General features: G+C 73.6%; 19 protein-coding genes. 7 read left to right on the top strand and 12 right to left on the bottom strand.

All coding sequences use genetic code 11. From position 1 onward, the window contains the following. The first annotated feature begins 149 nt into the window (after positions 1-149). Positions 150-1,403 carry a sensor histidine kinase gene (locus MKK69_RS14655; protein ID WP_243968838.1) on the top strand — a complete coding sequence of 418 codons (1,254 nt, stop codon included), beginning with the start codon at positions 150-152 and terminating at the stop codon, positions 1,401-1,403. Between the two features lie 39 nt (positions 1,404-1,442). Here MKK69_RS14655 and MKK69_RS14650 read toward each other — a convergent pair whose 3' ends face one another. From MKK69_RS14650 to MKK69_RS14635, 4 genes are all read right to left on the bottom strand, one after another. Then, entirely contained in the window at positions 1,443-2,120 is a 678-nt protein-coding gene (locus tag MKK69_RS14650) for a carbonic anhydrase (protein ID WP_243968836.1), read from the bottom strand. A gap of 387 nt (positions 2,121-2,507) precedes the next feature. After that, positions 2,508-4,460, bottom strand: coding sequence for a sensor histidine kinase (locus MKK69_RS14645; RefSeq protein WP_243968834.1), 1,953 nt, complete (start codon positions 4,458-4,460; stop codon positions 2,508-2,510). A 169-nt stretch (positions 4,461-4,629) separates the two neighbouring features. Next, positions 4,630-5,496 (bottom strand): alpha/beta hydrolase, encoded by an 867-nt coding sequence (locus MKK69_RS14640; protein WP_243968832.1) that lies wholly within the window; start codon positions 5,494-5,496, stop codon positions 4,630-4,632. 67 nt (positions 5,497-5,563) lie between these two features. Beyond that, positions 5,564-5,860: a hypothetical protein gene (locus MKK69_RS14635; RefSeq protein ID WP_243968830.1), complete on the bottom strand. Its 297-nt coding sequence runs from the start codon at positions 5,858-5,860 to the stop codon at positions 5,564-5,566. Between the two features lie 131 nt (positions 5,861-5,991). Here MKK69_RS14635 and argE point away from each other — a divergent pair, with 131 nt between their 5' ends. The 4 genes from argE to MKK69_RS14615 all read left to right on the top strand — a co-directional run bounded on the left by argE (position 5,992) and on the right by MKK69_RS14615 (position 11,416). Further along, positions 5,992-7,191, top strand: coding sequence for an acetylornithine deacetylase (argE, locus tag MKK69_RS14630; RefSeq protein ID WP_243968828.1), 1,200 nt, complete (start codon positions 5,992-5,994; stop codon positions 7,189-7,191). 211 nt (positions 7,192-7,402) lie between these two features. Further along, positions 7,403-8,344: a polysaccharide deacetylase family protein gene (locus MKK69_RS14625; RefSeq protein ID WP_243968826.1), complete on the top strand. Its 942-nt coding sequence runs from the start codon at positions 7,403-7,405 to the stop codon at positions 8,342-8,344. A 33-nt stretch (positions 8,345-8,377) separates the two neighbouring features. Further along, the gene (locus MKK69_RS14620) at positions 8,378-10,078 is read left to right on the top strand and encodes a DEAD/DEAH box helicase (RefSeq protein ID WP_243968868.1); all 1,701 of its coding nucleotides are present in this window, start codon (positions 8,378-8,380) and stop codon (positions 10,076-10,078) included. 1,002 nt (positions 10,079-11,080) lie between these two features. Further along, the gene (locus MKK69_RS14615) at positions 11,081-11,416 is read left to right on the top strand and encodes a hypothetical protein (protein WP_243968824.1); all 336 of its coding nucleotides are present in this window, start codon (positions 11,081-11,083) and stop codon (positions 11,414-11,416) included. Positions 11,417-11,438: 22 nt separating this feature from the next. On the opposite strand, the gene MKK69_RS14610 is transcribed toward MKK69_RS14615, so the two are convergent. From MKK69_RS14610 to MKK69_RS14600, 3 genes are all read right to left on the bottom strand, one after another. Further along, the gene (locus tag MKK69_RS14610) at positions 11,439-11,657 is read right to left on the bottom strand and encodes a hypothetical protein (protein ID WP_243968822.1); all 219 of its coding nucleotides are present in this window, start codon (positions 11,655-11,657) and stop codon (positions 11,439-11,441) included. Between the two features lie 222 nt (positions 11,658-11,879). Next, positions 11,880-12,431 carry a winged helix-turn-helix domain-containing protein gene (locus MKK69_RS14605; RefSeq protein WP_243968820.1) on the bottom strand — a complete coding sequence of 184 codons (552 nt, stop codon included), beginning with the start codon at positions 12,429-12,431 and terminating at the stop codon, positions 11,880-11,882. Positions 12,432-12,616: 185 nt separating this feature from the next. Beyond that, a complete protein-coding gene (locus tag MKK69_RS14600; RefSeq protein WP_243968818.1) occupies positions 12,617-13,705 on the bottom strand; it encodes a replication protein RepA in 1,089 nt (362 codons plus the stop codon). 734 nt (positions 13,706-14,439) lie between these two features. Here MKK69_RS14600 and MKK69_RS14595 point away from each other — a divergent pair. Together MKK69_RS14595 and MKK69_RS14590 are read left to right on the top strand one after the other, a co-directional pair. Then, positions 14,440-15,279 (top strand): TrmH family RNA methyltransferase, encoded by an 840-nt coding sequence (locus tag MKK69_RS14595; protein WP_243968816.1) that lies wholly within the window; start codon positions 14,440-14,442, stop codon positions 15,277-15,279. Positions 15,280-15,436: 157 nt separating this feature from the next. Beyond that, positions 15,437-15,691, top strand: coding sequence for a hypothetical protein (locus MKK69_RS14590; RefSeq protein WP_243968815.1), 255 nt, complete (start codon positions 15,437-15,439; stop codon positions 15,689-15,691). A gap of 47 nt (positions 15,692-15,738) precedes the next feature. Here MKK69_RS14590 and cobF read toward each other — a convergent pair whose 3' ends face one another. From cobF to MKK69_RS14565, 5 genes are all read right to left on the bottom strand, one after another. Then, on the bottom strand, positions 15,739-16,527 hold the full coding sequence (gene cobF, locus MKK69_RS14585; RefSeq protein WP_243968813.1) for a precorrin-6A synthase (deacetylating): 789 nt from the start codon (positions 16,525-16,527) through the stop codon (positions 15,739-15,741). A gap of 59 nt (positions 16,528-16,586) precedes the next feature. After that, a complete protein-coding gene (locus tag MKK69_RS14580) occupies positions 16,587-17,543 on the bottom strand; it encodes an ornithine cyclodeaminase family protein (RefSeq protein WP_243968811.1) in 957 nt (318 codons plus the stop codon). Between the two features lie 160 nt (positions 17,544-17,703). After that, on the bottom strand, positions 17,704-18,825 hold the full coding sequence (locus MKK69_RS14575) for a DSD1 family PLP-dependent enzyme (RefSeq protein ID WP_243968809.1): 1,122 nt from the start codon (positions 18,823-18,825) through the stop codon (positions 17,704-17,706). 34 nt (positions 18,826-18,859) lie between these two features. Next, positions 18,860-19,999: a pyridoxal-phosphate dependent enzyme gene (locus tag MKK69_RS14570; RefSeq protein ID WP_243968807.1), complete on the bottom strand. Its 1,140-nt coding sequence runs from the start codon at positions 19,997-19,999 to the stop codon at positions 18,860-18,862. Positions 20,000-20,154: 155 nt separating this feature from the next. After that, the gene (locus MKK69_RS14565) at positions 20,155-21,429 is read right to left on the bottom strand and encodes a D-amino acid dehydrogenase (RefSeq protein WP_243968805.1); all 1,275 of its coding nucleotides are present in this window, start codon (positions 21,427-21,429) and stop codon (positions 20,155-20,157) included. Positions 21,430-21,496: the final 67 nt, after the last annotated feature.

The following is a 21,496-nucleotide window of genomic DNA, read 5'->3' as shown; positions in this document are numbered from 1 at the left end:
CTGCGTGCAGCCCCGGGGTCGGGCCCGACGGACGAACGCCGCACGCGGCCGGCGGCTCCGGATGCCGGCGGGGGTGCGACGACGGGTGCGGCATCGCCGACACGCGCGCATCGCACCGGGACTGTCTTCCTGCTAATCTGCCGCCCTCCATGACCGCACAGACCGACCTGACCGAAGTGGAACCCAGCCCCAGCGCGCCGCGGGGGCTTGCGCGTCCCGATCTCGACTATCGCCTGCGCCAGCAGGCGATCCTGTCGGAATTCGGCGTCGAGGCCCTGCGCGGCACCGACGTCGACCACCTGCTACAGCGGGCCGCGGCGCTGTGCGCGGAAGGCATGGGCGCCGAGTTCTGCAAGGCCCTGGAATACCGGCGCGGCGCCGACTCGCTGCTGGTATTGGCGGGCGTCGGCTGGGGGCCCGAGGTGATCGGTCGGGCCCGGGTCGGGGCCGACCTCGCCTCCCCGGCGGGCTTCGCCCTCAAGACCGGCCGGCCGGTGATCTCGAACCACCTCGCCGCGGAGACCCGGTTCCGCACGCCCCAGCTCATGGCCGACCACGGCATCCGCCGGGCGATCAACGTGCTGATCGAGAACCGGGACGGCGCCTTCGGGGTGCTGGAGGTGGACGACACCCGCGAGGGCATGTTCGAGGAGGCCGACATCGCCTTCATGCAGGGCTTCGCCAACCTGCTCGGCGGCGCCATCGAGCGCCAGCGCACCGAGAGCCTGCTGCGCGCCGCGCTCGCCCGCCAGGATCTCCTGGCCCGCGAGATGAGCCACCGGGTCAAGAACAGCCTCGCCATCGTGGCGAGCCTGCTCGCCCTCCAGGCCCGCGCCGCCGAGGCCGAGCCGGCCGTGCGGGCGGCCCTGTCGGACGCGCGCAGCCGCGTCGAGGCGATCGCGGGGGTCCACGACCAGCTCTGGCGGCAAGGCGACGAGGCCGAAGGGCAAGGCGAAGGGCAAGGCGGAGGGGAGGGGGTTCCGGGCGAGCTGGATCTGGCACCGTTCCTGGAGAAGCTCGTGGCCAATCTCGCCAGCGGCAAGCCGGGCCAGCGGCTCGTCTGCACGGCCGCCCCGCACCGGATCTCGGCCGACCGGGCGATCCCGATCGGGCTCCTGGTCAACGAACTCGTCACCAACGCGCTCAAATACGCCTACCCGCCCGGGACGCATCCGGAGGGCGGCGAGATCCGGGTCCGGGCCGAGGCCAGGCCCGAGGGCCTCGTGGTCGAGGTCGCCGACGACGGGGTCGGGCTGCCCCCGGGCTTCGCGATCGGGCGCGCCTCGAAGAGCCTCGGCATGCGGGTCGTCGGAAGCCTGACCGGCCAGCTCGGCGGCAGCCTCACGACGCCGCCGCGGGCGCGGGGGGCCTGCTTCCGGCTGGAGGTGCCGCTGACGGCGTGAGGGCAGGGGCCTTCTCGGGCTCCCCTGCGCCGGGCCCGCTCAGGCCGCCCGCAGGCGGCGGCGCGCGCCGGAATCCTGGGCCACGGGCATGTCGGATCCGGCGATCGGCCGGAAGCGCCCGCCCGCGCCGTCATAGGCCAGGAGCGCGCCGGTCTCGATCTCGAAGAACCAGCCGTGCAGGCGCAGGCTCCCCTTGGCCAGCGCGGCCGCGACGCTCGGATGGGTGCGCAGGTTGGCGAGCTGCACCACCACGTTCTCGAGGGCCAGGGCGTGGTGGCGGGCCTTCGCGTCCATGTCCTCGGGATAGGCCTCGCAGACGATCCGCTCGGCGGCCTCGGCGTGGCGCAGCCAGGCCGCGACGCTGGGCATCCGCGCCAGGAGATTCCGGTTCATCAGCCCGTGCATCGCGCCGCAATCGGAATGGCCGCAGACCACGATGTCGCGCACCTGGAGCGCCACCACGGCGTACTCGATCGCCGAGGAGACGCCGCCGATCACGTCGGAGGCCGGGGGCACGATGTTGCCGGCGTTGCGGCAGACGAACAGATCACCCGGCCCCGCCTGGGTGATGTGCTCGGGGGAGACGCGGGAATCCGCGCAGGCGATGACCAGCGCGCTCGGGTGCTGCCCGTCGCGCACGAGCTGCTCGTACATCGCGCGCTGGCCGGGGAAGACGGTGCCCTGGAAGCTGGCGATGCCCTGGATGAGGCTGTTCATGACGGGATCCCTGACGGTGGGGGGTCGGGGGGAGCGGGGGATGCGGCCGCCCGGGACGGAGCCCGGCCCGATCGCGTCGTCCCGCACGGTCATCCGCCGACGTCGGGCACGTGCCCGGGCCGTCGGAGCGACCATGGGCATAGGCACCGCCGGGACGGTCGGATGTGCGTCCCGACACGGGACCAGGCGGAGCTTCCCGATCCTCCGCCTCGGATCGACCCGGTGCGCGCACGCCTCTCGGCACGCCCGCGCGGGTTTGACGGGTTCAGCCAGCGGACGCGCGCCGCGGATCGATCGTCCCGCGCCGCCGAGCGCCTCCCGGGTCCGGGGCCATGAGAGCGCGGGTCGCGTTCCGCTGTCGGGCCAGGAACGAGATCAAGAGCGGGATCAGGAGCGGGATTGCCTGGCCCGCAGGCCCGGCGGCGGTGCCACGGCCTCCGCGCGGGCCACCGGCAGGGGGACCGCCGCCACGTAGACGAAGCCGTCGGCCTCGTAGGCGAGACGGGCCGAGTTTCGACCCGCCAGGCCCCGCTCCAGGAGGCGCGTGCCGAATCCCGTCCGGGCCGGGGGCACGACCGGGGGACCGCCGCGCTCGCGCCAGCTCAGCCGCAGGGTCCGGGCGCCCGGACCGGTCTCCAGCGTCCAGGCCAGCGCTACCCGGCCCCCCGGGACCGACAGGGCGCCGTGCTTGACCGCGTTGGTGCACAATTCGTGCAGGATCATCGTGAGCGCGAGCGCCCCTTCGGGCGGCAGCCGCAGGTCGGGGCCCTCCAGGGACAGGCGGGGCGACGCCCCGCCGGAGGCGGCCTCCGCGGGAAAAATCTCCCCCAGGAAGGGACGGACGGCCTGGTCGGCCACGCTGCGCAGATCCGCGCTCGCCCAGCTCTCCCGGGTCAGGATGTCGTGGGCGCGCGACAGGGCGAGGAGCCGCGCCTCGAAGGCGTCGCGCCCAGCCGCGGCCCCGCCGCCGAGATTGCGCAGGCTCTGGGCCGCCATCGACTGCACGGTCGCCAGGGTGTTCTTCACCCGGTGATTGAGCTCGTCGATCAGCAGCCGGTGGGCCTCCGCGCGCCGGGCGAGCTCGTCGGCCGCCGCGCCCAGGGCGTCGGCGATCATCTCGCCCTCGCACACGAGGGAGCGGGGGAGCGGCGGCAGGGGTCGGTCGCGGCCCAGCGCCCCGGCCGCGGCCGCCAAGTCCCGCAGGGGGCGGGCGATCAGGCCGGCGAGCAGCCACGCGAGCAGCGCCGCCGCGAGCGCCACCGCGCTGCCCGCCGCCAGGATGTCCCCGCGCAGGGCCGCCGCCGCCGCCAGGGCCCGGTCGGCGGTCTGGCGCACCACCACCTGCCAGCCGAGGCCGGGATAGTCGCGGTAGCCCGCCGTCGCGGCGCGCGCGCTGAGATAGGCGGTGCCATCGGGCCAGGGACCGACCCGGCTCGTGCCCTGCGGGTCGAGGACCCGCCCGCCCGCCAGCGCGTCCCGGGGCAGGGGGCCGCCCAGCAGGGCGGGGGGCCCGAGGAGCACGGTGCCGTCGCGGGCCAGGATCAGGATCTCGGCCCCCTCGCGGCGACCCCGGAGCGAGCCTTCGAGGGTGCGGGCCATGTCGCGCGCCCAGGTCCAGTCGAGATGGGCGGCGAGCACGCCGACGACGCGCCCGTCCGCGGCCCGGACCGGGGCCGCGACGTCGAGGAGGCGCAGGGGTTCATGGACGGGGCGGGGTTCATGGGCAGGGCCGGGCTCATGGACGGGACCGGGTTCACGGGCCGCATGGCCCGGGGCCAAGACCGCCTGCAGGAGCTTGGCCGGGTGCACGTCCTCCACGAACGGGGTCTCGCGGCCGCGGCGGAAATAGGACCGGCCGGAGACGTCCGTCCCCTCCAGGGCCCCGGTGCTGGTCACCGCGACGCGCCCGTCCGCATCGATCAGCCCGATGATCGCGTAGGCCGGATAGGTCGCCTGCATGCGTTCCATCAGGGCGCGCTTGGCGGCCGGCCCGATGCCGGGATCGCGCAGGCTGTCCGAGGCCGCGGCGATCTGGATGTCGCGCCAGCGCTCGAACATCCCGAGATCGAGGCTGCGGGCCATCTGGCCGGCGATCTCGGCGAGCTGGCCGCCGACCTCCGCCTCGAGGCGGCGGCTCGCCTCGCGGCTCACCAGGGCGGCGAGTGCCAGGGTGGCCAGGAAGCCGAGGGTGCCGAAGCCCAGCGCCAGGACCACGCGCAGCCGCGGCACCGGAAACCCGCGGCGCGGATCGGTCCGGCCCGGGGGATCGGCCGGCCCGGCCGTAGACGCGGTCGCAGAAGGGGCTGCAGAAGGGGATTTCGATCGCGCGACCGCTTGCATCCGATCTCCCGCGGATCCGGCCCGTCTCCGTCGACCAAGCCTTCTCGACTTCAAGCCGTCGTCCCACCGTCTGAGCACGCACCGGTGGGCGCAACAAGGGTGCGGCGCCTCAGGGGGATGCGGAATCTCCATCCTGAGTTGCAAATATGACCCGGCCGCCCCGGATCCTTCAGCCCACCAGCAGGGCGTGGGCCGCCCGGACCAGGATCCCGTCCGGCCGGCGCAGGGCGTCGAGGACCGAGAAGTGCTCGGCTCCGGGCACCGGCAGCAGCGGCCCGGGGGCGTGGGCGGCCGCCCGCAGGGCATGCAGGTTGCGGGCATCGTGGATCAGAGCCGGCAGTTCGCCGGTGCCGTAGGCGATGCACAGGGGCTTGCCCACCGCCGGCAGGCGCAGGGGCGAGAGGGTCTCGACCTCCGCGTCGCTGAGGCCGAGCTTGGCGTCGAGACCGGTCTGGCGGATCGGCGCGAGATCGTAGACGCCCGAGATGGCGAGCCCCGCCGCCACGGCCGGGTGGCCGAGCTGCACCGCGGTGAGCAGCGCCCCCGCCGACCAGCCCGACAGCACCAGGGGGCCGCGGATCCCGTGGGCGGGCCCCTGCGCGGCGAGCCAGTCGAGGGCCGTGCCGATCTCGGCCGCGATCTGAGTGAGGCGCGCCTCCGGGGCGAGGGTGTAGCCGACCATCGCCACGGACCAGCCGGCGGCGTTCGGTCCTTCCGCGAAGCAGGCGAACAGCTCCCGGGCGCCCCGCTGCCAGTAGCCGCCGTGGAGGAAGACCAGGCAGGGCGCGGTGCCGTCCCGGGCCGGATAGAGGTCGAGGGCGTTGCGGGCGCCCGGGCCGTAGGGCCGGTCGAGATGCCCCGGATGCGCGGCCCGGTAGGCGGCCGAGGCGGCGTCCCGGGCCGCGATCTGCCGGGCGCTGTCGGCCACCGCGCGGGTGTTGTCGTAGCAGGCGTCCCGCGCCTCCGGATCGAGGGCGGTCCAGTGGCGGCGCGGATCGGCGGGGGTCGGATCGTCCAGGCGGAAGTCCAGAACCATCGTGGGTTGTCTCCGGCATCCCCATCACCCGCACCATGGCAGGATGCCGGGATCGGGTCGAGGCGGGTCAGTAACCCGGCCAGGCTCCCGGAATCGTCCCGCCGTAGCCCCAGCCCGTGAAGGGCGGCGCCGCGACCCGCTCGCGCGTGGCCGGGGCGAAGATCCGGGCGAACGGCCGCGGCTCCTGCCAGGCCCGCCAGTCCCGCAGCCGGTCGCGGTCGGCCATCCGGGCGAGCGTCCGGTCCATCTCGGAGGCCGGCCGTGGATGCCGCCCCGGCTGTGGCCGGGCCTCGGCGCGGGCCAGGGTCAGCAGGAGGAGGGGGAGGATCAGGGCCGGGAAGATCGCCTTGGGCGGGGGGCGCATGGGTCTCGGGCTCGACGGGAGGGGCCTGCACCGGCAGCTACGCGGCGGGCGGTCCTCCGGTTCCGGGATCCCCCGACGGCCGAAAACCCCGTACAGTCCCGGCCGGTCCCTCCTGATGATTCGCGCGGTCCATGACAGAGCCCGGACAGAACGCCGCCCCGCGCGCCGCCGAGGCCCCCGACCCGGTGGCGCTGCTGGCAACCCTCGTCGGCTTCGATACGGTGAGCGACCGCTCGAACCGGCCGCTGATCGACTGGGCGGAGGCCTATTGCCGCCGCCACGGCGCCGCGGTGGAACGGGTGCCGGACGAGACCGGCCGGAAGGCCGCGCTGCTCGTCAGCCTCGGCCCGTTCGCGAGCCGCCCCGGCTACGTGCTCTCCGGCCACAGCGACGTGGTGCCGGTGGCGGGCCAGCCCTGGTCGTCGGACCCGTTCACCCTGCGGGAGGCGGGGGGCCGGCTCTACGGGCGGGGCACCTCCGACATGAAGGGGTTCCTGGCGGTCTGCCTCGCGCTCCTGCCCGAGATGGCGGCGGCGGACCTCGCCACCCCGCTCCACCTCGCGATCTCGTACGACGAGGAGGTCGGCTGCCTCGGGGTGCGGCCGCTGATCGCCCGGATGCTGGAGCGCGTACCCCGGCCGCTCGGCTGCTTCGTGGGCGAGCCCACCGGGATGGAGGTGGTGGTCGGCCACAAGGGCAAGGCCGCCGCCCGCCTCACCTTCCGGGGCAAGGCCAGCCACTCGGCCCTGGCGCCCCAGGGCGTCAACGCGGTGGAATACGCCGCCCGGTTCATCGAGCATGTCCGGCTGTCCGCGGAGGCGCTCGCCCGGGACGGCGCCCGCGACGGCCTCTACGACGTCCCCCACACCACCGGCCTGTCGAGCGTGGTCCAGGGCGGCGCGGCGCTCAACATCGTGCCCGACACCTGCAGCGTCAGCTTCGAGTACCGGGCGATCGGCGCGGACGATGCCGGGGCCCTGGCGGCTTCGGCGATCGCCTACGCCACCGACACGCTGGCGCCGCTGATGCGGGCCGTGGACCCGGCCTGCGGCGTCGAAGTCGAGCCGCTGATCGACTATCCGGGCCTCGACACCGACCCGGAGGCGCCGATCGTGACCCTGGCCAAGGGGCTCGCCGGCCGCAACGGCCATTCCAAGGTCTCGTACGGGACGGAGGGCGGCCTGTTCGAGCGGCTCGGCGGCGTGCCCGCCGTGGTGATCGGCCCCGGCTCCATCGCCCGCGCCCACCGGGCCGACGAGTACGTGACCCGGGCCGAGCTCGACGCCTGCGCGGGCTTCGTGCGCCGCCTGATCGCGACCTGCCGGACCTGAAATCAGGGGATCCCAAAGGGCGTGCCCTTTGGTGGGGTGTCGGGGTGAAACCCCGACGAACGGCTCTTCCACGCCCTCGCGAGGGGGTGGAAGAGCCGTACCGCAGGGCTCTGCCCTGCACCCGCGAAAGGTCTCGACCTTTCGAAACCATGATTATCGCCGATACGCCGCCCTATCGCGCGGGGATCTGATCCGAACCCCGGACCCCGCGATGGATGATCCCCGGCACGGCCGCTACGCCTACAGCGCCCTTCCCGACCGGCCGGTCTACGACTGGCCCGGCGGGCGGCGGCTCGCGGTCTATGTCGGGCTCAATCTCGAGACCTTCGATTTCGGGGCGGGGCTCGGGGCCGAACTCGCCCCGGGCGGCCCGCAGCCCGACGTGCTGAACTACGGCTGGCGCGACTGGGGCAACCGGATCGGGGCGTGGCGGCTGCGCGACACCCTCGAGGCCCTGGCCCTGCCGGCGAGCGTCCTGGTGAACAGTCGGCTGTACCGGGACTGCCCCGGCCTGATCGAGGCCTTCCGGGCGCGGGGCGACGAGATCGTCGGCCACGGCCGCACCAATGCCGAGCGCCAGGGGACGCTGCCGGAGGCGGAGGAGCGCGCCCTGATCGCGGAGGCCACCGCGATCCTGACCCGGCAGGAGGGCCGGGCGCCCGCGGGCTGGCTCGGCCCGTGGATCTCCCAGTCGCGGGTCACGCCAGACCTGCTCGCCGAGGCCGGCTACCGCTACCTGCTCGACTGGTGCCACGACGACCAGCCGACCTGGATGGCGACCCGCGGCGGCGGCCGGATCCTCGCCGTGCCCTACCCGCAGGAACTCAACGACATCCCGGCGATCGTCGCCCGCAAGGAGACGGGCCGCCAGTTCGCCGACGCGCTCGTCGACGCCTTCGACGAGATGCTGGAGCAATCCGCCACGGCCCCCCTGGTGATGGGGATCGCGCTCCACCCCTACATCGTCGGGCAGCCCCACCGGCTGCGGCCGCTCCGGGCGGCGCTGGCCCACATCGCGGCCCACCGGGACCGGATCTGGCTCACCACCGCGGGGGCGATCGCCGCGCAGGTCCCCGGCCCCGGCCCCGAGATCGGAACCGGGCCGAGGCCGTCGGCCTTTGACACCGCATCGTCTTTCTCCGAAACCCGGTGACCATCCTTCGGGACGATGCTCCAGACCGCCGCCATGCTGCGCCTGCGGGACTATCAGCGCGCCAGCCTCGACGCGCTCTCGGCCGCCTGGGGGCGGGGAGGGGGCGACGCGGCGGCGCCCGGCCACCTGGTCGTGCTGCCCACCGGGGCCGGCAAGGCCCTGGTCATCGCCGCCCTCGCCCGGGAGACGCTCGCCGAAAACCCCCGCGCCCGGGTGGCGATCGTCACCCATAGCCGCGAGCTCGTCGCCCAGAACTTTGCCGAACTGACCCGCTACTGGCCGGAGGCGCCGGCCGGGATCTTCTCCGCCGGGCTCCGGCGGCGGGAGGCCGGGGCGCAGGTGCTGGTCTGCGGCATCCAGTCGGTGGCCGACCGGCTCGACGCGGTGGGTCCGCGCGACCTCGTGATCGTCGACGAGGCCCACCTGATCCCCCGCGCCGCCGACACCCGCTACGGCCGGTTCCTGGCGGGCCTGCGGGCGGCGACCCCCGGCCTGCGGGTGGCGGGCTTCACCGCGACCCCCTACCGCCTCGATTCCGGTCGCCTCGACGAAGGCGCGGGCCGCTTGTTCTCCGGAATCGCCTACGAGGCCGACACGTTCGACCTGATCCGGCGGGGGTTTCTGGCGCCCCTCGTGTCCAAGGCGACGCTGACCCAGCTCGACGTCTCCGGGGTCGGACGGCGCGGGGGCGACTACATCCCGGGGGAGCTGGAGGCGGCGGTCAACCGCGACGGGATCACTCGGGCCGCGGTCGCGGAACTGGTGGATTATGGCCGGGGGCGGCGGGCGTGGCTCGCCTTCTGCGCCGGCCTCGCCCATGCCGATTCCGTGCGCGACGCCGTGCGGGCGGAGGGCTATGCCTGCGAGACTGTCTCGGGCGAGACGCCCCGCCGGGAGCGCGACCGGATCGTGGCGGGGTTCCGGGCCGGACGGACCCGCTGCCTGACCTCGGTGGGGGTACTCGGCACCGGTTTCAACGTTCCCGAGGTCGATCTCGTGGCGCTCCTGCGCCCGACCCGCAGCACCGGGCTCTACGTGCAGCAGGTCGGCCGGGCGCTGCGCTGCGCGCCGGACAAGGCCGACGCGCTGATCCTCGACTATGCCGGGCTGGTGCGGATGCACGGCCCGGTGGACGCCGTCACCGTCCGGAGCGCCGCCGAGGTCCAGGGCCAGCTGCGCGGCGGGGCAGGGGGCCTGCGCGCCAAGCCCTGCCCCGGCTGCGGTGCCCTGATCGCCCTCAACGCCTCGACCTGCGAGGCCTGCTGGACCGAGCCGGAGGCGGAGGCCCTGCCCCCGCACGACGCGGCGGCCGACGACGCGCTGCCGATCCTCTCGACCGATCTCGGCGGGCACGGCATCGGACCGGGCGGCCCTGCCCCCGTGCCGGAGCCCGCCTGGCATCCGGTCACGGGGCTGAGCCTGCAGGCCGCGCCGGACGGACTCGACCTCGTGATCGGCTGGCGGGACGGCGCCGCGGAGGCCGATTGGCACGTGCGCCTGCGACCCGAGCGGAGCGGCTACGAGCGCGAGAAGGCGGTGCATTGGTGGCGCGGCCTCGGCGGCGGCCGGGACGCGCCGATGACCGCAGCCGGGTTCCTAGACCGCGCCGCCTGCCTGACCCGGCCGGCGGCGATCCGGATCCGGCCCGGCCGGCTGTCGGAGCAGATCGAGTGCCGGGCGCCGGACGGGCGGATTCTCGGCGCTGTGCGGCGGCGGCCCGGGTACGACGCGTGACATCCGCGCGGGGAGGGGACCGGGACCGCCCTCGCCCGGTCGGCCCGGTGCGGATGCAGCGCAGCCTCGGCGGGTCCGGCGGAGCACGCCGCCCCGTCCGCCGCAGCGTTCCCGAAGGCTGGATTTCCTAAGGCCAGATTTCCCGAAGGCCGGATTTTTGCCGAACGGCGATCCAGGCCCCCTCACCCCGCCGCATCGATGTGTTTAGTTCCATAATATATCTTATGCGAATTCCGGATGGGCATGGGCCGAGAGCAGCCGGGGTGTCGTCTTTCGGTCTGTCGGCGGTTCCGGCGTCGCCGGACCGAAGCCGGGCCGCCGCTCCGCCGGGACGGCGGTGTCGGAGATCGTCCGCCTCTGAGTCGGAGGCAGCCCCGTGGCTGGACGGATCGGACCGCGCCGTCGATCGGGGGCAGGGCCGGTTGGGTCCCCTCCCCGCAGGTCGGACGCCGCTCCGGTCGCCTGCCGGCCTTGGCGGTGGTCGCCCGGGATGGGGCCACGGTGAGATCGTGGCCCGAGGGCATCGTCCTGAAGGTCGGGATCAGGATGATGGACTGTGATCGCGCCCGTTGCCGCGCAGGATCGCCTGTCGACCCGATCGCGTGGATTCCGGAGGGATCATCCCTTTGGCGGGGTCTCGGGGCAGAGCCCCGGGTCGGTGCGGTGGCCGGTCACCACCGCTCAGCCGGATCGGGGGTCACTTCGGGGACCGCGCGGCACGCGCGCCCGGTCGCTCCGTCAGCGGCTCCCGCATCGCCCCGGACGGTGCCGCCCCCGGCGGTCGGGATAGGCCGTCGCGCCCGGGGAATCGAACGTATCGATCGGCCGCACATCCGGCAGGGTCCGATCGTTTTCATAGACCAGACCGATATACGAACTTGGGACTTGGTTAATCCTAAATCTTGGCACGCTCTTAACGCGCCACCGCCTAGGGTCGCCCCGCCGGTCGGTCCTGCTGCGCAGGCCTGGCCGACAGGGTCATTCTCGGCAGGAGCTTCGTCGATGCTCAGGTTCCTCGCGGCGCCCGCCGCCTGTCTGATCCTGTGCGGCGCCGCCGCCGCGCAGGACATGCCGGGGCTCGCAACCCTGGCGCCCCCCGATCTGATGCAGCCGAGCCTCGTTGCGCCCGAACGGGGAGCCGATGCCGGCCGCCCCGACGCCGGCCCGGCCGTGCCGGTCGGCGCCAGGGCCGGCCAGTCCCCCCTCGGGGTCCGCGCGGCACGCGGCGATCCGGGTGGGAAACAGGCGCTCGCCGACCTGAAGTCCGGGCCCGCCCGGCCCTGGTGCGCCCAGGATCGCCGGGTCGGGACCGGCGCCGGCTTCTGCCTGATCAACTGAGCCGGCCGGTCCGGCGCGGGGCTCACGAGGCCGCGTAGACCGAAACCTCGTCGAAGGTCTCGTCGGCCCCCGGCGCGTAGGCGAGGGAGGCGACGAGCAGCACCAGCACGGCCGCGCCGATCGCCGCGGCGACGAGCAGGCGCGTGAGGAGTTCCGCGTGCGCCCGGGCGGCATGGATCACCGCGCAACCGAGCACGAACGCGCAGGCCTGCGCCGCCGGGCTCACGAGGGCCGGCGTCACCACCCGCCTCCGGGGCTCCGATCCCGGTCGATCCCGCCCATGGTCCCCTCCCCGGCCCGAACGGCCCATCTCCGGCACGGTCCATGCCGCCGCCTTCGAGACGGCGGATCGCCCTGCCGCGGCGACGGTACGATCCGGCTCGCCCGCCGCGCGACCCCAATATGGGGGACCCGGCCCCGCGGCCGGCGATCCGTCACGCGTTCGTGACCCGTCCGCGCAGGGTCACGCGGGCGTCGAATCCGGGGTTGCCAGCGCATAGGTGGCCTCGCCGACGCGGCGCAAAGGTCCGCCCGGGCCGGACCGCTTCCACAGGCGGGTGTTGAGGGCCGCCACGGGATCCCGGCCCGGCAGGGTGAAGCCCTGGCCCAGGAGGCGTTCCAGGATCTCGGCTGCGTGCAGCGGCCGGCCCGCCTGCGCGATCGCCGTGCAGGCGGCCTGGACCAGGGCCCGCCCGTAGCGCCGGGCACCGGCCGCATCCTCCGTGAAGGCCACGGCCGGCGGGACCGCCCCGCGCGTCTCCGCGGTCCCGGAGGATCCGCCGCCGGACGCGCGTGCCGCGATCGGCGGCGCGGGGAGCGGGACCGGCTCGGGCGCCGGACCGTCGGCGGGGCCGGCACCCGGTTCGGGCGTCCGGTCACGGGTCGCGGCCCCTGCCCCCAGGCGGCGGCCGAGGTCGCGGTACAGGATGAGATCCGCGATGTCCCGATCGAGCGCCTCGCGCTGCCGGCGCAGGGCTTCGAGCCGCATCGCGATCTCGGCGTCGGACAATCCCATCGGCCATTCCCTCTCGTCGGAGGGAACATACACGCTTTCCCTTTCTAGGGAACAGAGATCGCTATCTTCCCTGCGTAGCCGTCCGGAATATTCCATCATGATTGTCCGGTACCCGGCCGGCTCACGGATCGAGCGCGGTCTGCCGCGCGTGTCAGGGATCGCCGCCCACCGGCCGGGCCGGTCCCTCAGCGCCGCGCCCGTATTCCCTTGGCCGCCGGCCGGGGCGGAACCAGCAGCGCGCTCGGATCGGCCGGGTGCAGGGTCAGGCCGCCGTCGTCCAGCATCATCGGCAGGCGGGGGAAGACCTCGCGCAGGTGGGCGAGATCCGCCTTGAACGCCTGCCGGAAGCTGCGGATCGAGGCGTTCTCGGCGCCGAACTGCGCGTGGAGGTTGGACCATGTCAGCCGCAGCGGCCGCTGCAGGGACCGCAGCCGGTAGCCGGTCCAGAACAGGAGGTCGAGCTTGCGCGCCGAGCCCGAGAAGGCGCGGGCGGCCCGGACGTCGACCGGCAGGGCGTGCCGGATCAGGGTCTCGTAGAATTCCGGATCGAAGCGCACGGTGCGCCCCGCGGTGTCGTCGCCCTCGCCGGCGCGGGGGCGCCACAGTTCCAGGCTGCGGAAGGGCGGGACGTTGAGGGTGGTGGCGCTGTCGCGCCCGTCCCAGAGGCCGATCTGCATGGAGCAGGCGGCCAGGCGGTTCAGCTGCTCCTTGAACTGGCGGATGGTGCCGCGCTCGCCGCCCGTGACCGCGAAGCCCATCTCGCGCATGAAGCCCGACAGGGTCTCGGCGACCTTCACGGTGGGGCTGCGCTGGCGTACCGCCTCGGTGCAGAGGTGGAGCAGCACCAGCCGGGCCTTCGGCCCGTAGGGCAGCCCCTGGGGCGTGAACGCGCCGGTCTCGGGGTCCTTGATCCGTCCGGCGATCAGGCTGAGCGAGTTGCGCCCGTAGGTCCGCGAGAACTCGCGGACCGGCCCGGGGTCGCGGTAGGGCAGGCCGCACAGGGCCAGCACCGAGTGGATGTGCTGGAGGCTCGACGGCAGCGCCGGCTCGCTCTCGATCACGAGCCGCACGGCGTCGCGGCGGCGCTGGTCGCGCGAGAGGGCGGCGCGGCGGAGTTCCGCCTCCCCCAGGAGGGCGGCCTGTGCGTCGCGCTCGCGCTGGCGATGCAGGACGTGCTCGACGATCTGCGCGAACAGGAAGCCGCCGCGCGCCGCCTCGACCTCGGCCCGCAGGTCCGGATCGTGGATGTCGGCGATCTTCTCCTCGATGCCCATCGCCCCTCGGCCCGAATCGCACGGACGCGCGCCTTCCCGGCAGACGGGAGGGCGGCCCGATCCTGCCATGCCACGATTCGGCCGCCGAAGTCCGGGGGCGGTCCGGCTTGTCCCGGTAATCCCCGCTTCCCGCCCCGTTTCCCCGGGCCGCGGACAGCCGAGCGCGCAGACTTGCATACGGCCCGGATCGGTCGCCGCATCCGGCGCAGAGTTCGATACGGCCGGGGGTGCGCATTCCGTCCCCGCTATCCACCGCGCCCGGCTCGAATCCGCGCCGAATCGGATACGCCGCCGCGCAGACTCCGATACGCCGCCGTGCCGCACCGGCGCAGACTCCGATACGTCCGGGCGCAGAGTTCGATGCGCGACCGCGCAGAGTCGGATACGAGAAACAGGCTCAATCCCCTGGCGCAGCTCACGAATTTCGCACCCCATATAGCTTGCTGAACTGACTCTCTGAGAGATTCTTACAGATAATCTTCCTAGTGCGTCGGAGCTCGTTCGTTCTGACGAACGCACCTCTTGGCGGGCACGTCTGCACATGGTTTCAAGGGAATATGCCGGTCTTGTCCACATCCCGGATCCGCCCGGGACCACGGCACGGCCGCATCCCCGCTCCCGACCCGGTCGCCCACGGGCGCCTTGACGCGGACCGCGCCGCCCGGTTTCTCGGGAGCGCCCGAGAGGGCCTTCAGAAAGGCCGAGCCGATGCCCCCCTTCCCGATCGCGTTCCGATGACGGACCGCCGCACCGACGGCCGTTCCCCCGAAGGCCGGCCGCCCCGCCCCCGTCCGTCCGGACCCCGGGGGCCGGGCATCCGGCCCGGGAACCGGTCCTTCACGAAGGGACCACGGCGGGACCTCGACGACGACGGACCTGCGGTGCTCTACGGCTGGCATCCCGTGGTCCAGGCGCTCGGCAACACGGCCCGCGGCCTGCATCGGCTGCTCGCCACCGAGAACGCGGCCGCGCGGCTGGAGGCGGAGTTCGTTGGCGCCCTGCGGATCACCCCGGAACTGGTCCGCCCGAGCGAGATCGGCCGGCTGCTCGGCCCGGACGCCGTCCACCAGGGCCTCTATCTCGAGGCGGAGCCCCTGCCCGCCCCCGGGCTCGACGACCTGCCGGCCGACGCCCTGCTGCTGGCCCTCGACCAGATCACCGACCCGCACAATGTCGGGGCCATCGTGCGCACCGCCGCGGCCTTCGGGGTGTCGGGCATCCTCACCACCGCGCGCCACGCGCCGGGCGCCACCGGGGTCCTGGCGAAATCCGCCTCCGGCGGGCTGGAGCACGTGCCGTTCGTGACCGTCCGGAACCTCGCCGAGGCGCTGATCGCCCTGGGCGAGCGGGGGTTCACGCGGGTCGGGCTCGATTCCGACGCGCCGGAGAGCCTCGACGCGCTGACGGTGGCCCGGCCGCTGGTGATCGTGCTGGGCGCCGAGGGCAAGGGCCTGCGCGAGCGCACCCGGGGCTGCTGCGACGTCCTGGCCCGGATCCCGTTCTCGGGGGCGATCCGCAGCCTCAACGTCTCGAACGCCGCCGCCATCACCCTCTACGCCCTGGGCCGGGCCTGAGCGTCGCGGAGCGGCGCGACGGGGTTCCGGGGCGTTGCGCCGGACACGTTCGGAAACACCAAACCGGCCGCGGACGCCGCTGTCCCGCCTAGGCAAACTCCTCAACCTTCCGTAGAACGGGTGGCGAGGGGGGCGTAGGCTCAGAGGCACGCGCCGGATGCTGGACGATGCGTTTACCTACGGGGGCTGGGCCTTCAGCCTCGTCGCCGTCGGCGTGTGGATCTGGCTCGCGCGCCGGGCCTTCCCGAACTTCGACTCCTTCGTGAGGGGGTTCGACGACGAATTGCAGCTGGGCGCCAGTTCCGAGGAACGTGCGCGCAACGCGCGCTGGCGTCAGGTCCGGCAGGCCGCAATGGCCCTGACGGCGGTGGCGGCCCTGTGCCTGTCGATCGGCTTCGCGATCCCCGACTGACCAGGGGCCGACCGGGGCGCCGCGTCGTGCGTCGTCTCCGGTTCCGATCAGCGGGCCGCGTCCCCGCTGTCCGCGGCGGCGCGGTCACGGCGCAGCAGGTAGATATCCATGATCCAGCCGTGCCGGATGCGGGCCTCCGCCCGGATCCGGCGGATCTCGTCGCCCACGCTGCCCAGCCGGCCGGCGATCAGGATCTCGTCCGGGCCGCCGAGATAGGCGCCCCAGTGGATCGCCAGGTCCGGATCGAGATGGGCGAAACTCGGATCGCCGTCGAGCATCACCACGACGCTGTCGGCGCCGTCGGGCCAGCCGGCCGCGAGGCGCCGGCCGGTGGTGATCAGCACCGCGCCGCCGATGCCGTTCAGCGGCACCCCGTGGCGGGCGGCGAGCACCTGCACGCTGGACAGGCCGGGGATCACCGTGCGGGCGAAGGCCACGCGTCCGTGGGCGGCGATCCGGTCGAGGATCCGCAGGATGCTGTCGTAGAGGGCCGGGTCCCCCCAGACCAGGATCGCCCCGATCTGCCCGGCCCCGAGCTCCGCCGCGAAGGCCGCCTCCAGCCGCTCGGCCCGGGCCGCGTGCCAGGCCTCGACGGTGCTCCCGTAATCGGCCGGCCGGCGCTCCCGGGGCGGGTCCTCCACGGTGACGACCCGGTGGGCTTTCCGGATATGGGCCGCGCAGATCCGTTTGCGGATCGCCACGAGGTCGGCGGTCTCGGCGCGCTTGTCGAGCACGAACACGACGTCGATGTCGGAGAGCGCCCGCACCGCCTGGAGGGTCAGGTGCTCGGGATCGCCGGTGCCGATCCCGATGACCCGGATCTGCCTGTCCTGCATGCGCAATCCCGGTTTCAAAGGGGCCCCGACCGTTTGCGGGTGCGGGGCTTGCGCCCCGATCACCCGCCGGAGGGGTCATGCCCTCTGGACGCCCATTTGGCCAGGATCGCCCGGGCGATGGTCAGGTCCTGCAGGGCGATGCCGGAGGAGTCGAACACCGTGATCGCCTCCGGATCGGTCCGGCCCCCCTCCCCGGCCCGGAGCACGTCGCCGATCGCCCGCAGGCCCGCCAGGGCGCGCGCGGAGGCGTGCTGGAACTCGCCGAGGGTGCGCGCCTGCTCCGGCAGGTCGCAGAACAGCTGCGCCCGCTCCAGCAGGGCGGGGGGCAGCTCCTGCTTGCCCGTCGCGTCCGCCCCCATGGCGGCGACATGCGTGCCGGGCCGGACCCACGCGTCCTCGAACAGCGGGGCGCGCGCCGGCGTCGCCGTGACGATCACGTCGGCGGCCGCGCAGGCCTCCCGGGCGGCGGCGGCCCGCACCGCGATCCCGGATCCCCCCTGCCCCGCCAAGCGCTCGGCGAAGCCCGCGACCTTGGCCGTGTCCCGGGCCACGACCAGGACCTGGCGGATCGGCAGCACCCGGGCGAGCGCCGCGCACTCGAACGCCGCCTGGTTTCCGGCCCCGAACACGGCGAGCACCGTGGAATCCGGACGGGCCAGGACGCTGGCCGCCACCGCGTCGGCGGCGGCGGTGCGGTAGGCGTTGACCCGGCCCGCCTCGATCACCGTGTCGATGCGGCCGACCGCCTGGTCGAACAGCAGGATCACCGAATTGTGCCGGGGCAGGCCCCGGTCCGGGTTGCCGGGCCAGAACGAGCCGACCTTCAGGCCGGCATAGGCGGCGGTCGAGCCCGACTTGATCGAGAACCGGTTGGCCGGCTCCGAGCCGTGGCCGAGCACCGCCGGGAACAGGACGGTGCCGGGGGCGACCGCCGCGACCAGTGCCTCCCGGGCTGCCTCGAACGCCATGGCGTGATCGACCAGCGCCGCCGATTCGTCCTCCGAGATGAAGCGCATGGATTCATGGACCTCCCAAGTCATGGTTTCGAAAGGTCGGGACCTTTCGCGGGTGCAGGGCAGAGCCCTGCTGCCGGGCTTCGCCCGGTATCGGGGCGCCGCCCCGATACCCCGCCAAAGGGCCGAAGCCCTTTGGGAACCCGTTACGGCACGCGTGGCGTCACAGGGTCATGCCGCGGGCGGTGACCGGCCAGATCGCCTCGACCCGGCCGTTCCGCACGCCCACGTACCAGTCGTAGACGTTGACCGTCGGGTCGCAATGGCCGGGGATCAGCTTCAGGCGCTCGTTGAGCTTGAGGACGTTGCCGGGATCGCTGAGCACCCCGTGCTCGTCCGAGCACTTGATGTATTCGACGTCGTCCCGGCCGAAGACCTTCGGCAGGCCGCTGTCGATGCTCTGCGCCTTCAGGCCGGCATCGCAGATCGCGACATCCGCCTTCGCCTTGCTCATGATCGCCGTGTAGATGAACAGGCTGTTCTCGAAATCCGCGATCGGCCGGCCCTCGGCGTCCTTCACCCGCTGGTAATCCGCGTCCATGAAGACGTAGGAGCCGCATTGCAGCTCGTTGTAGACGCCGCTGCCGCCCTCCAGGGCGAAGCTGCCGGTCCCGGCCCCCGCCACGATGGCGCAGGCGAGACCCTCCGCCTTCAGCAGGTCGACGGTGCGCTTCGTGTCGTCGATCGCCGCCTGGATCAGGGCCCTGCGCTCGGCGTAGTCGCGCACGTGCTGGGCCTTGCCCTGATAGGCCTGCAGGCCCGCGAAGGTCAGCCCCGGCGCCGCCGCGATCTTCTTGGCGATCGCCAAAGCGGGCGCGCCCGGGGCGACCCCGCAGCGGCCGGCGCCGACATCGATCTCCACGAGGCATTCGAGGGTGACGCCGTACGTCACGGCCGCCGCCGAGAGGGCGTCGACATTGCCGGAATCGTCGACGCAGACCAGCACCCGCGCCCGCTTGGCCAGGGCCGCCAAGCGCTCGATCTTCCTCGGCGCGGTCACTTGGTTGGAGACCAGCACGTCGCGGATGCCGGCGCTCACCAGAGCCTCGGCCTCGCTGACCTTCTGGCAGCATATGCCGCAGGCGCCGCCCCGCTCGATCTGCATCACCGCGATGTCGGAGGATTTATGGGTCTTGGCGTGGGCCCGGTGGCGCAGGCCGTGCTCCGTCATGAAGCGGCCGAGCGTGTCGATGTTGCGCTCGAGGGCGTCGAGATCGACCAGCAGGCAGGGGGTGTCGACCTCCTCGACCGGCATTCCGACGCTGGCGGGGATGTTGTTGCGCATGGTGTTTCCTCCGGATCTGTATTGGCGGGTCCCGTCAGGGGGCGAGGCCCAGAAGCTCGGCGATGCGCGGCGTCGCCTTGATGCCGGTGCCGGTCAGCACCACCACGGTGGTCTCCCCGGGCCGGATCGCACCGCCGGCGGTGAGGTCGGTGAGCGCCGCCGCGGCCATCGCGCAGGTCGGCTCGACGTAGAGGCCCGAGCGGGCGAGCGCCATCAGGGCCGCCTCGATCGCGGCCTCGGAGACCGCCACGGTGCCGCCGCCGGACCGGCGCAGGGCCGCCAGCACCGCCCGGCCCCGGACGGGCTGGGCGATCGATGCGCCCTCGGCCAGCGTCGGGCGCGGGGTGACGGGCGCGTAATCCGCGGCGCCGGCCGTGAACCCCGCGTGCAGGGGCGCGCAATGGGCGGGCTGCACCGCGTAGAGGCGGGGCAGGCGGGTGATCGCGCCCCGGCGCAGCAGCTCCGAGAAGCCGATGTCGCAGCCGAGCACGTTGCTGCCCGCGCCGCAGGGGATGATGACATTGTCGGGCGCGGAGAAACCCAGATCCTCCCAGAGCTCGTAGGCGAGGGTCTTGGTGCCCTGGAGGAAATGGGCCTGCCAATTGTGGCTGGCGTAGAAGATCGTGTCGGACTGCCGGATCGCGGCGTCGGCGGTGTCCTGGCGGGTGCCGGGGACCAGCTCGACCTCGGCGCCGGCGGCGCGCATCTGCACGGTCTTGGCCGGGGAGGTCGAGGCCGGGACCAGGATCCTGGCCCGCATCCCGGCGGCGGCCGCGTAGGTCGCCACCGCGGCGCCGCCATTGCCCGAGGAATCCTCCAGCACCGCGTCGATCCCCTGCTGGCGCAGGATCGACAGCATCACGGACGCGCCGCGATCCTTGAAGCTGCCCGAGGGGGCGAACCATTCGAGCTTGAAATGGGCGTGGCCGCCCCGCCAGGGCCGCCGCACCAGCGGCGTGCAGCCCTCCCCGAGCGTGACCGGGTCGGTCACCGCCACCGGCAGCGCGGCGGCGTAGCGCCAGAGGGACCGCACCCCCGTGTCGATCGCGTCCCGGCCGATCCCCGGCAGGTCGGTGATCATCAGCGGGCCGCCCGAATCCGCCCGCCAGCGGGGCGTCTCGATCGGGTAGGTCTCCCGGGTGACGGGATCGAGATAGGCGGGGGGCGCGGGCATCGCGGCTCGGGTTCCGGGGCGTCTCGATGATAGAATACAAAATAATCTGGGGAAACGCGCCGTCCGTCCCCCCGAAAGGACGGCGCGTTTCATCCCGGTCCGGCCCCGTATGGCCGGCCCCGGACCGGGATCGTTTTCGCCGGTCGCCGCGGTGGTCAGGCCGCGAGCGGCAGGCTGGTCCCCTCCGGGGCATGCGCGGCGGCGAGCGCCCCGGCGACGATCTCGGCGGTGGCGCCGGACAGCGTCCAGCCGAGATGGCCGTGCCCGGTGTTGTAGAAGACCCCCGGCAGGCGGCCCCGGCCGACCTTGGGCAGCATGTTCGGCAGCATCGGGCGCAGGCCGCTCCAGGCCACCACCCGGTCGGTGTCGACCAGCGGGAACTGCTCCCGGGTCCAATCGACCAGCGGCTGGATCCGGTCGTGGCGGATGTCGCGGTTGAAGCCGTTGAACTCGGCCGTGCCGGCGACCCGCAGGCGCGCGTCGCCGAGGCGGCTGGTGACGATCTTGGCCGCCTCGTCGAGGATGCTCACCTCGGGGGCCGCCCGCTGCGCCTCCGGCGTCATCAGGTTCACGGTGATCGAGTAGCCCTTCACCGGATAGACGTTGACCCGGTCCCCGAGCATCGCGGCGAAGTGCCGGCTGGCGCAGCCCGCGCAGATCACCACGGCGTCGACGTGCAGGACCTGCTGGGCGCCGGCCGGACGGTCGGACTGCTGGCCCGCCTGCCGCCAGCCGATGGCGTAGCCCCCCTCCCCCGGCGCGATCGTCTCGACGGTGGCATCCTGGATGAAGCGGACACCCTTGCGGGCGCAGGCGGCGGCGAGGCCGCGGGTGAACTTGTGGATGTCGCCGGTGGCGTCCGAGGGCGTGAAAAAGCCGCCGTGATAGGTCCCGGCGAGGGTCGGCTCGAGGGTGCGGATCTCCTCGGGGGTCACGGCGTGGCGCTCGAGCCCGCCCTCCCGCAGCAGGGCGTTGACGGCATGCGCCTTCTCGAAGCTCGCCCGGTCCCGGTAGAAATGCAGGATGCCGCGGGTCTTCAGGTCGAAATCGATGCCCTCCGCCTCCGCCATGGCGAACAGGGCCGCCCGCGCCTTCAGCGCCAGCCGCACGGTCTCGACGGTGTTCTCCCGGTAATGGGCGATCTCCCGCATGAACTCCGCCATCCAGGACAGCTTGTGCCAGGAGGGGGCGGGATTCATCAGCAGCGGCGCGTCGCGGCGCAGCATCCACTGGACGCCGTGGAGCACGGTGGAGAGCTTGTTCCAGACCTCGGCGTTGCAGGCCGAGAGCTGGCCGCCATTGGCGAAGGAGGTCTCCATGGCGGCGTAGCGCTGCCGGTCGAGGACGGTGACGCGGTAGCCGCGCTGGGTGAGCGCGTAGGCGGTCGTCACGCCGGTGATGCCGGCGCCGATCACGGCGATATGGGTCATGGGTCGGGAACTCCGGAACGTCTGGACGCGGGAAGGCCGCCCTCACGCGGTCGGCCGGTTTTCGCGC

It is taken from the genome of Methylobacterium sp. J-026 (genome assembly GCF_022829585.1).
GTDB lineage: Bacteria > Pseudomonadota > Alphaproteobacteria > Rhizobiales > Beijerinckiaceae > Methylobacterium.
The sequence above is the reverse complement of the archived record's forward strand: the minus strand, read 5'-3'. Positions and strand labels throughout refer to the sequence as shown.

Bases quoted from the DNA above. Each gene is read 5' to 3' on its own strand.
- MKK69_RS14655 (WP_243968838.1), top strand. From the start codon at position 150: ATGACCGCACAGACCGACCTGACCGAAGTGGAACCCAGCCCCAGCGCG.
- MKK69_RS14650 (WP_243968836.1), bottom strand. From the start codon at position 2,120: ATGAACAGCCTCATCCAGGGCATCGCCAGCTTCCAGGGCACCGTCTTC.
- MKK69_RS14645 (WP_243968834.1), bottom strand. From the start codon at position 4,460: ATGCAAGCGGTCGCGCGATCGAAATCCCCTTCTGCAGCCCCTTCTGCG.
- MKK69_RS14640 (WP_243968832.1), bottom strand. From the start codon at position 5,496: ATGGTTCTGGACTTCCGCCTGGACGATCCGACCCCCGCCGATCCGCGC.
- MKK69_RS14635 (WP_243968830.1), bottom strand. From the start codon at position 5,860: ATGCGCCCCCCGCCCAAGGCGATCTTCCCGGCCCTGATCCTCCCCCTC.
- argE (WP_243968828.1), top strand. From the start codon at position 5,992: ATGACAGAGCCCGGACAGAACGCCGCCCCGCGCGCCGCCGAGGCCCCC.
- MKK69_RS14625 (WP_243968826.1), top strand. From the start codon at position 7,403: ATGGATGATCCCCGGCACGGCCGCTACGCCTACAGCGCCCTTCCCGAC.
- MKK69_RS14620 (WP_243968868.1), top strand. From the start codon at position 8,378: ATGCTGCGCCTGCGGGACTATCAGCGCGCCAGCCTCGACGCGCTCTCG.
- MKK69_RS14615 (WP_243968824.1), top strand. From the start codon at position 11,081: ATGCTCAGGTTCCTCGCGGCGCCCGCCGCCTGTCTGATCCTGTGCGGC.
- MKK69_RS14605 (WP_243968820.1), bottom strand. From the start codon at position 12,431: ATGGGATTGTCCGACGCCGAGATCGCGATGCGGCTCGAAGCCCTGCGC.
- MKK69_RS14600 (WP_243968818.1), bottom strand. From the start codon at position 13,705: ATGGGCATCGAGGAGAAGATCGCCGACATCCACGATCCGGACCTGCGG.
- MKK69_RS14595 (WP_243968816.1), top strand. From the start codon at position 14,440: ATGACGGACCGCCGCACCGACGGCCGTTCCCCCGAAGGCCGGCCGCCC.
- MKK69_RS14590 (WP_243968815.1), top strand. From the start codon at position 15,437: ATGCTGGACGATGCGTTTACCTACGGGGGCTGGGCCTTCAGCCTCGTC.
- cobF (WP_243968813.1), bottom strand. From the start codon at position 16,527: ATGCAGGACAGGCAGATCCGGGTCATCGGGATCGGCACCGGCGATCCC.
- MKK69_RS14580 (WP_243968811.1), bottom strand. From the start codon at position 17,543: ATGCGCTTCATCTCGGAGGACGAATCGGCGGCGCTGGTCGATCACGCC.
- MKK69_RS14575 (WP_243968809.1), bottom strand. From the start codon at position 18,825: ATGCGCAACAACATCCCCGCCAGCGTCGGAATGCCGGTCGAGGAGGTC.
- MKK69_RS14570 (WP_243968807.1), bottom strand. From the start codon at position 19,999: ATGCCCGCGCCCCCCGCCTATCTCGATCCCGTCACCCGGGAGACCTAC.
- MKK69_RS14565 (WP_243968805.1), bottom strand. From the start codon at position 21,429: ATGACCCATATCGCCGTGATCGGCGCCGGCATCACCGGCGTGACGACC.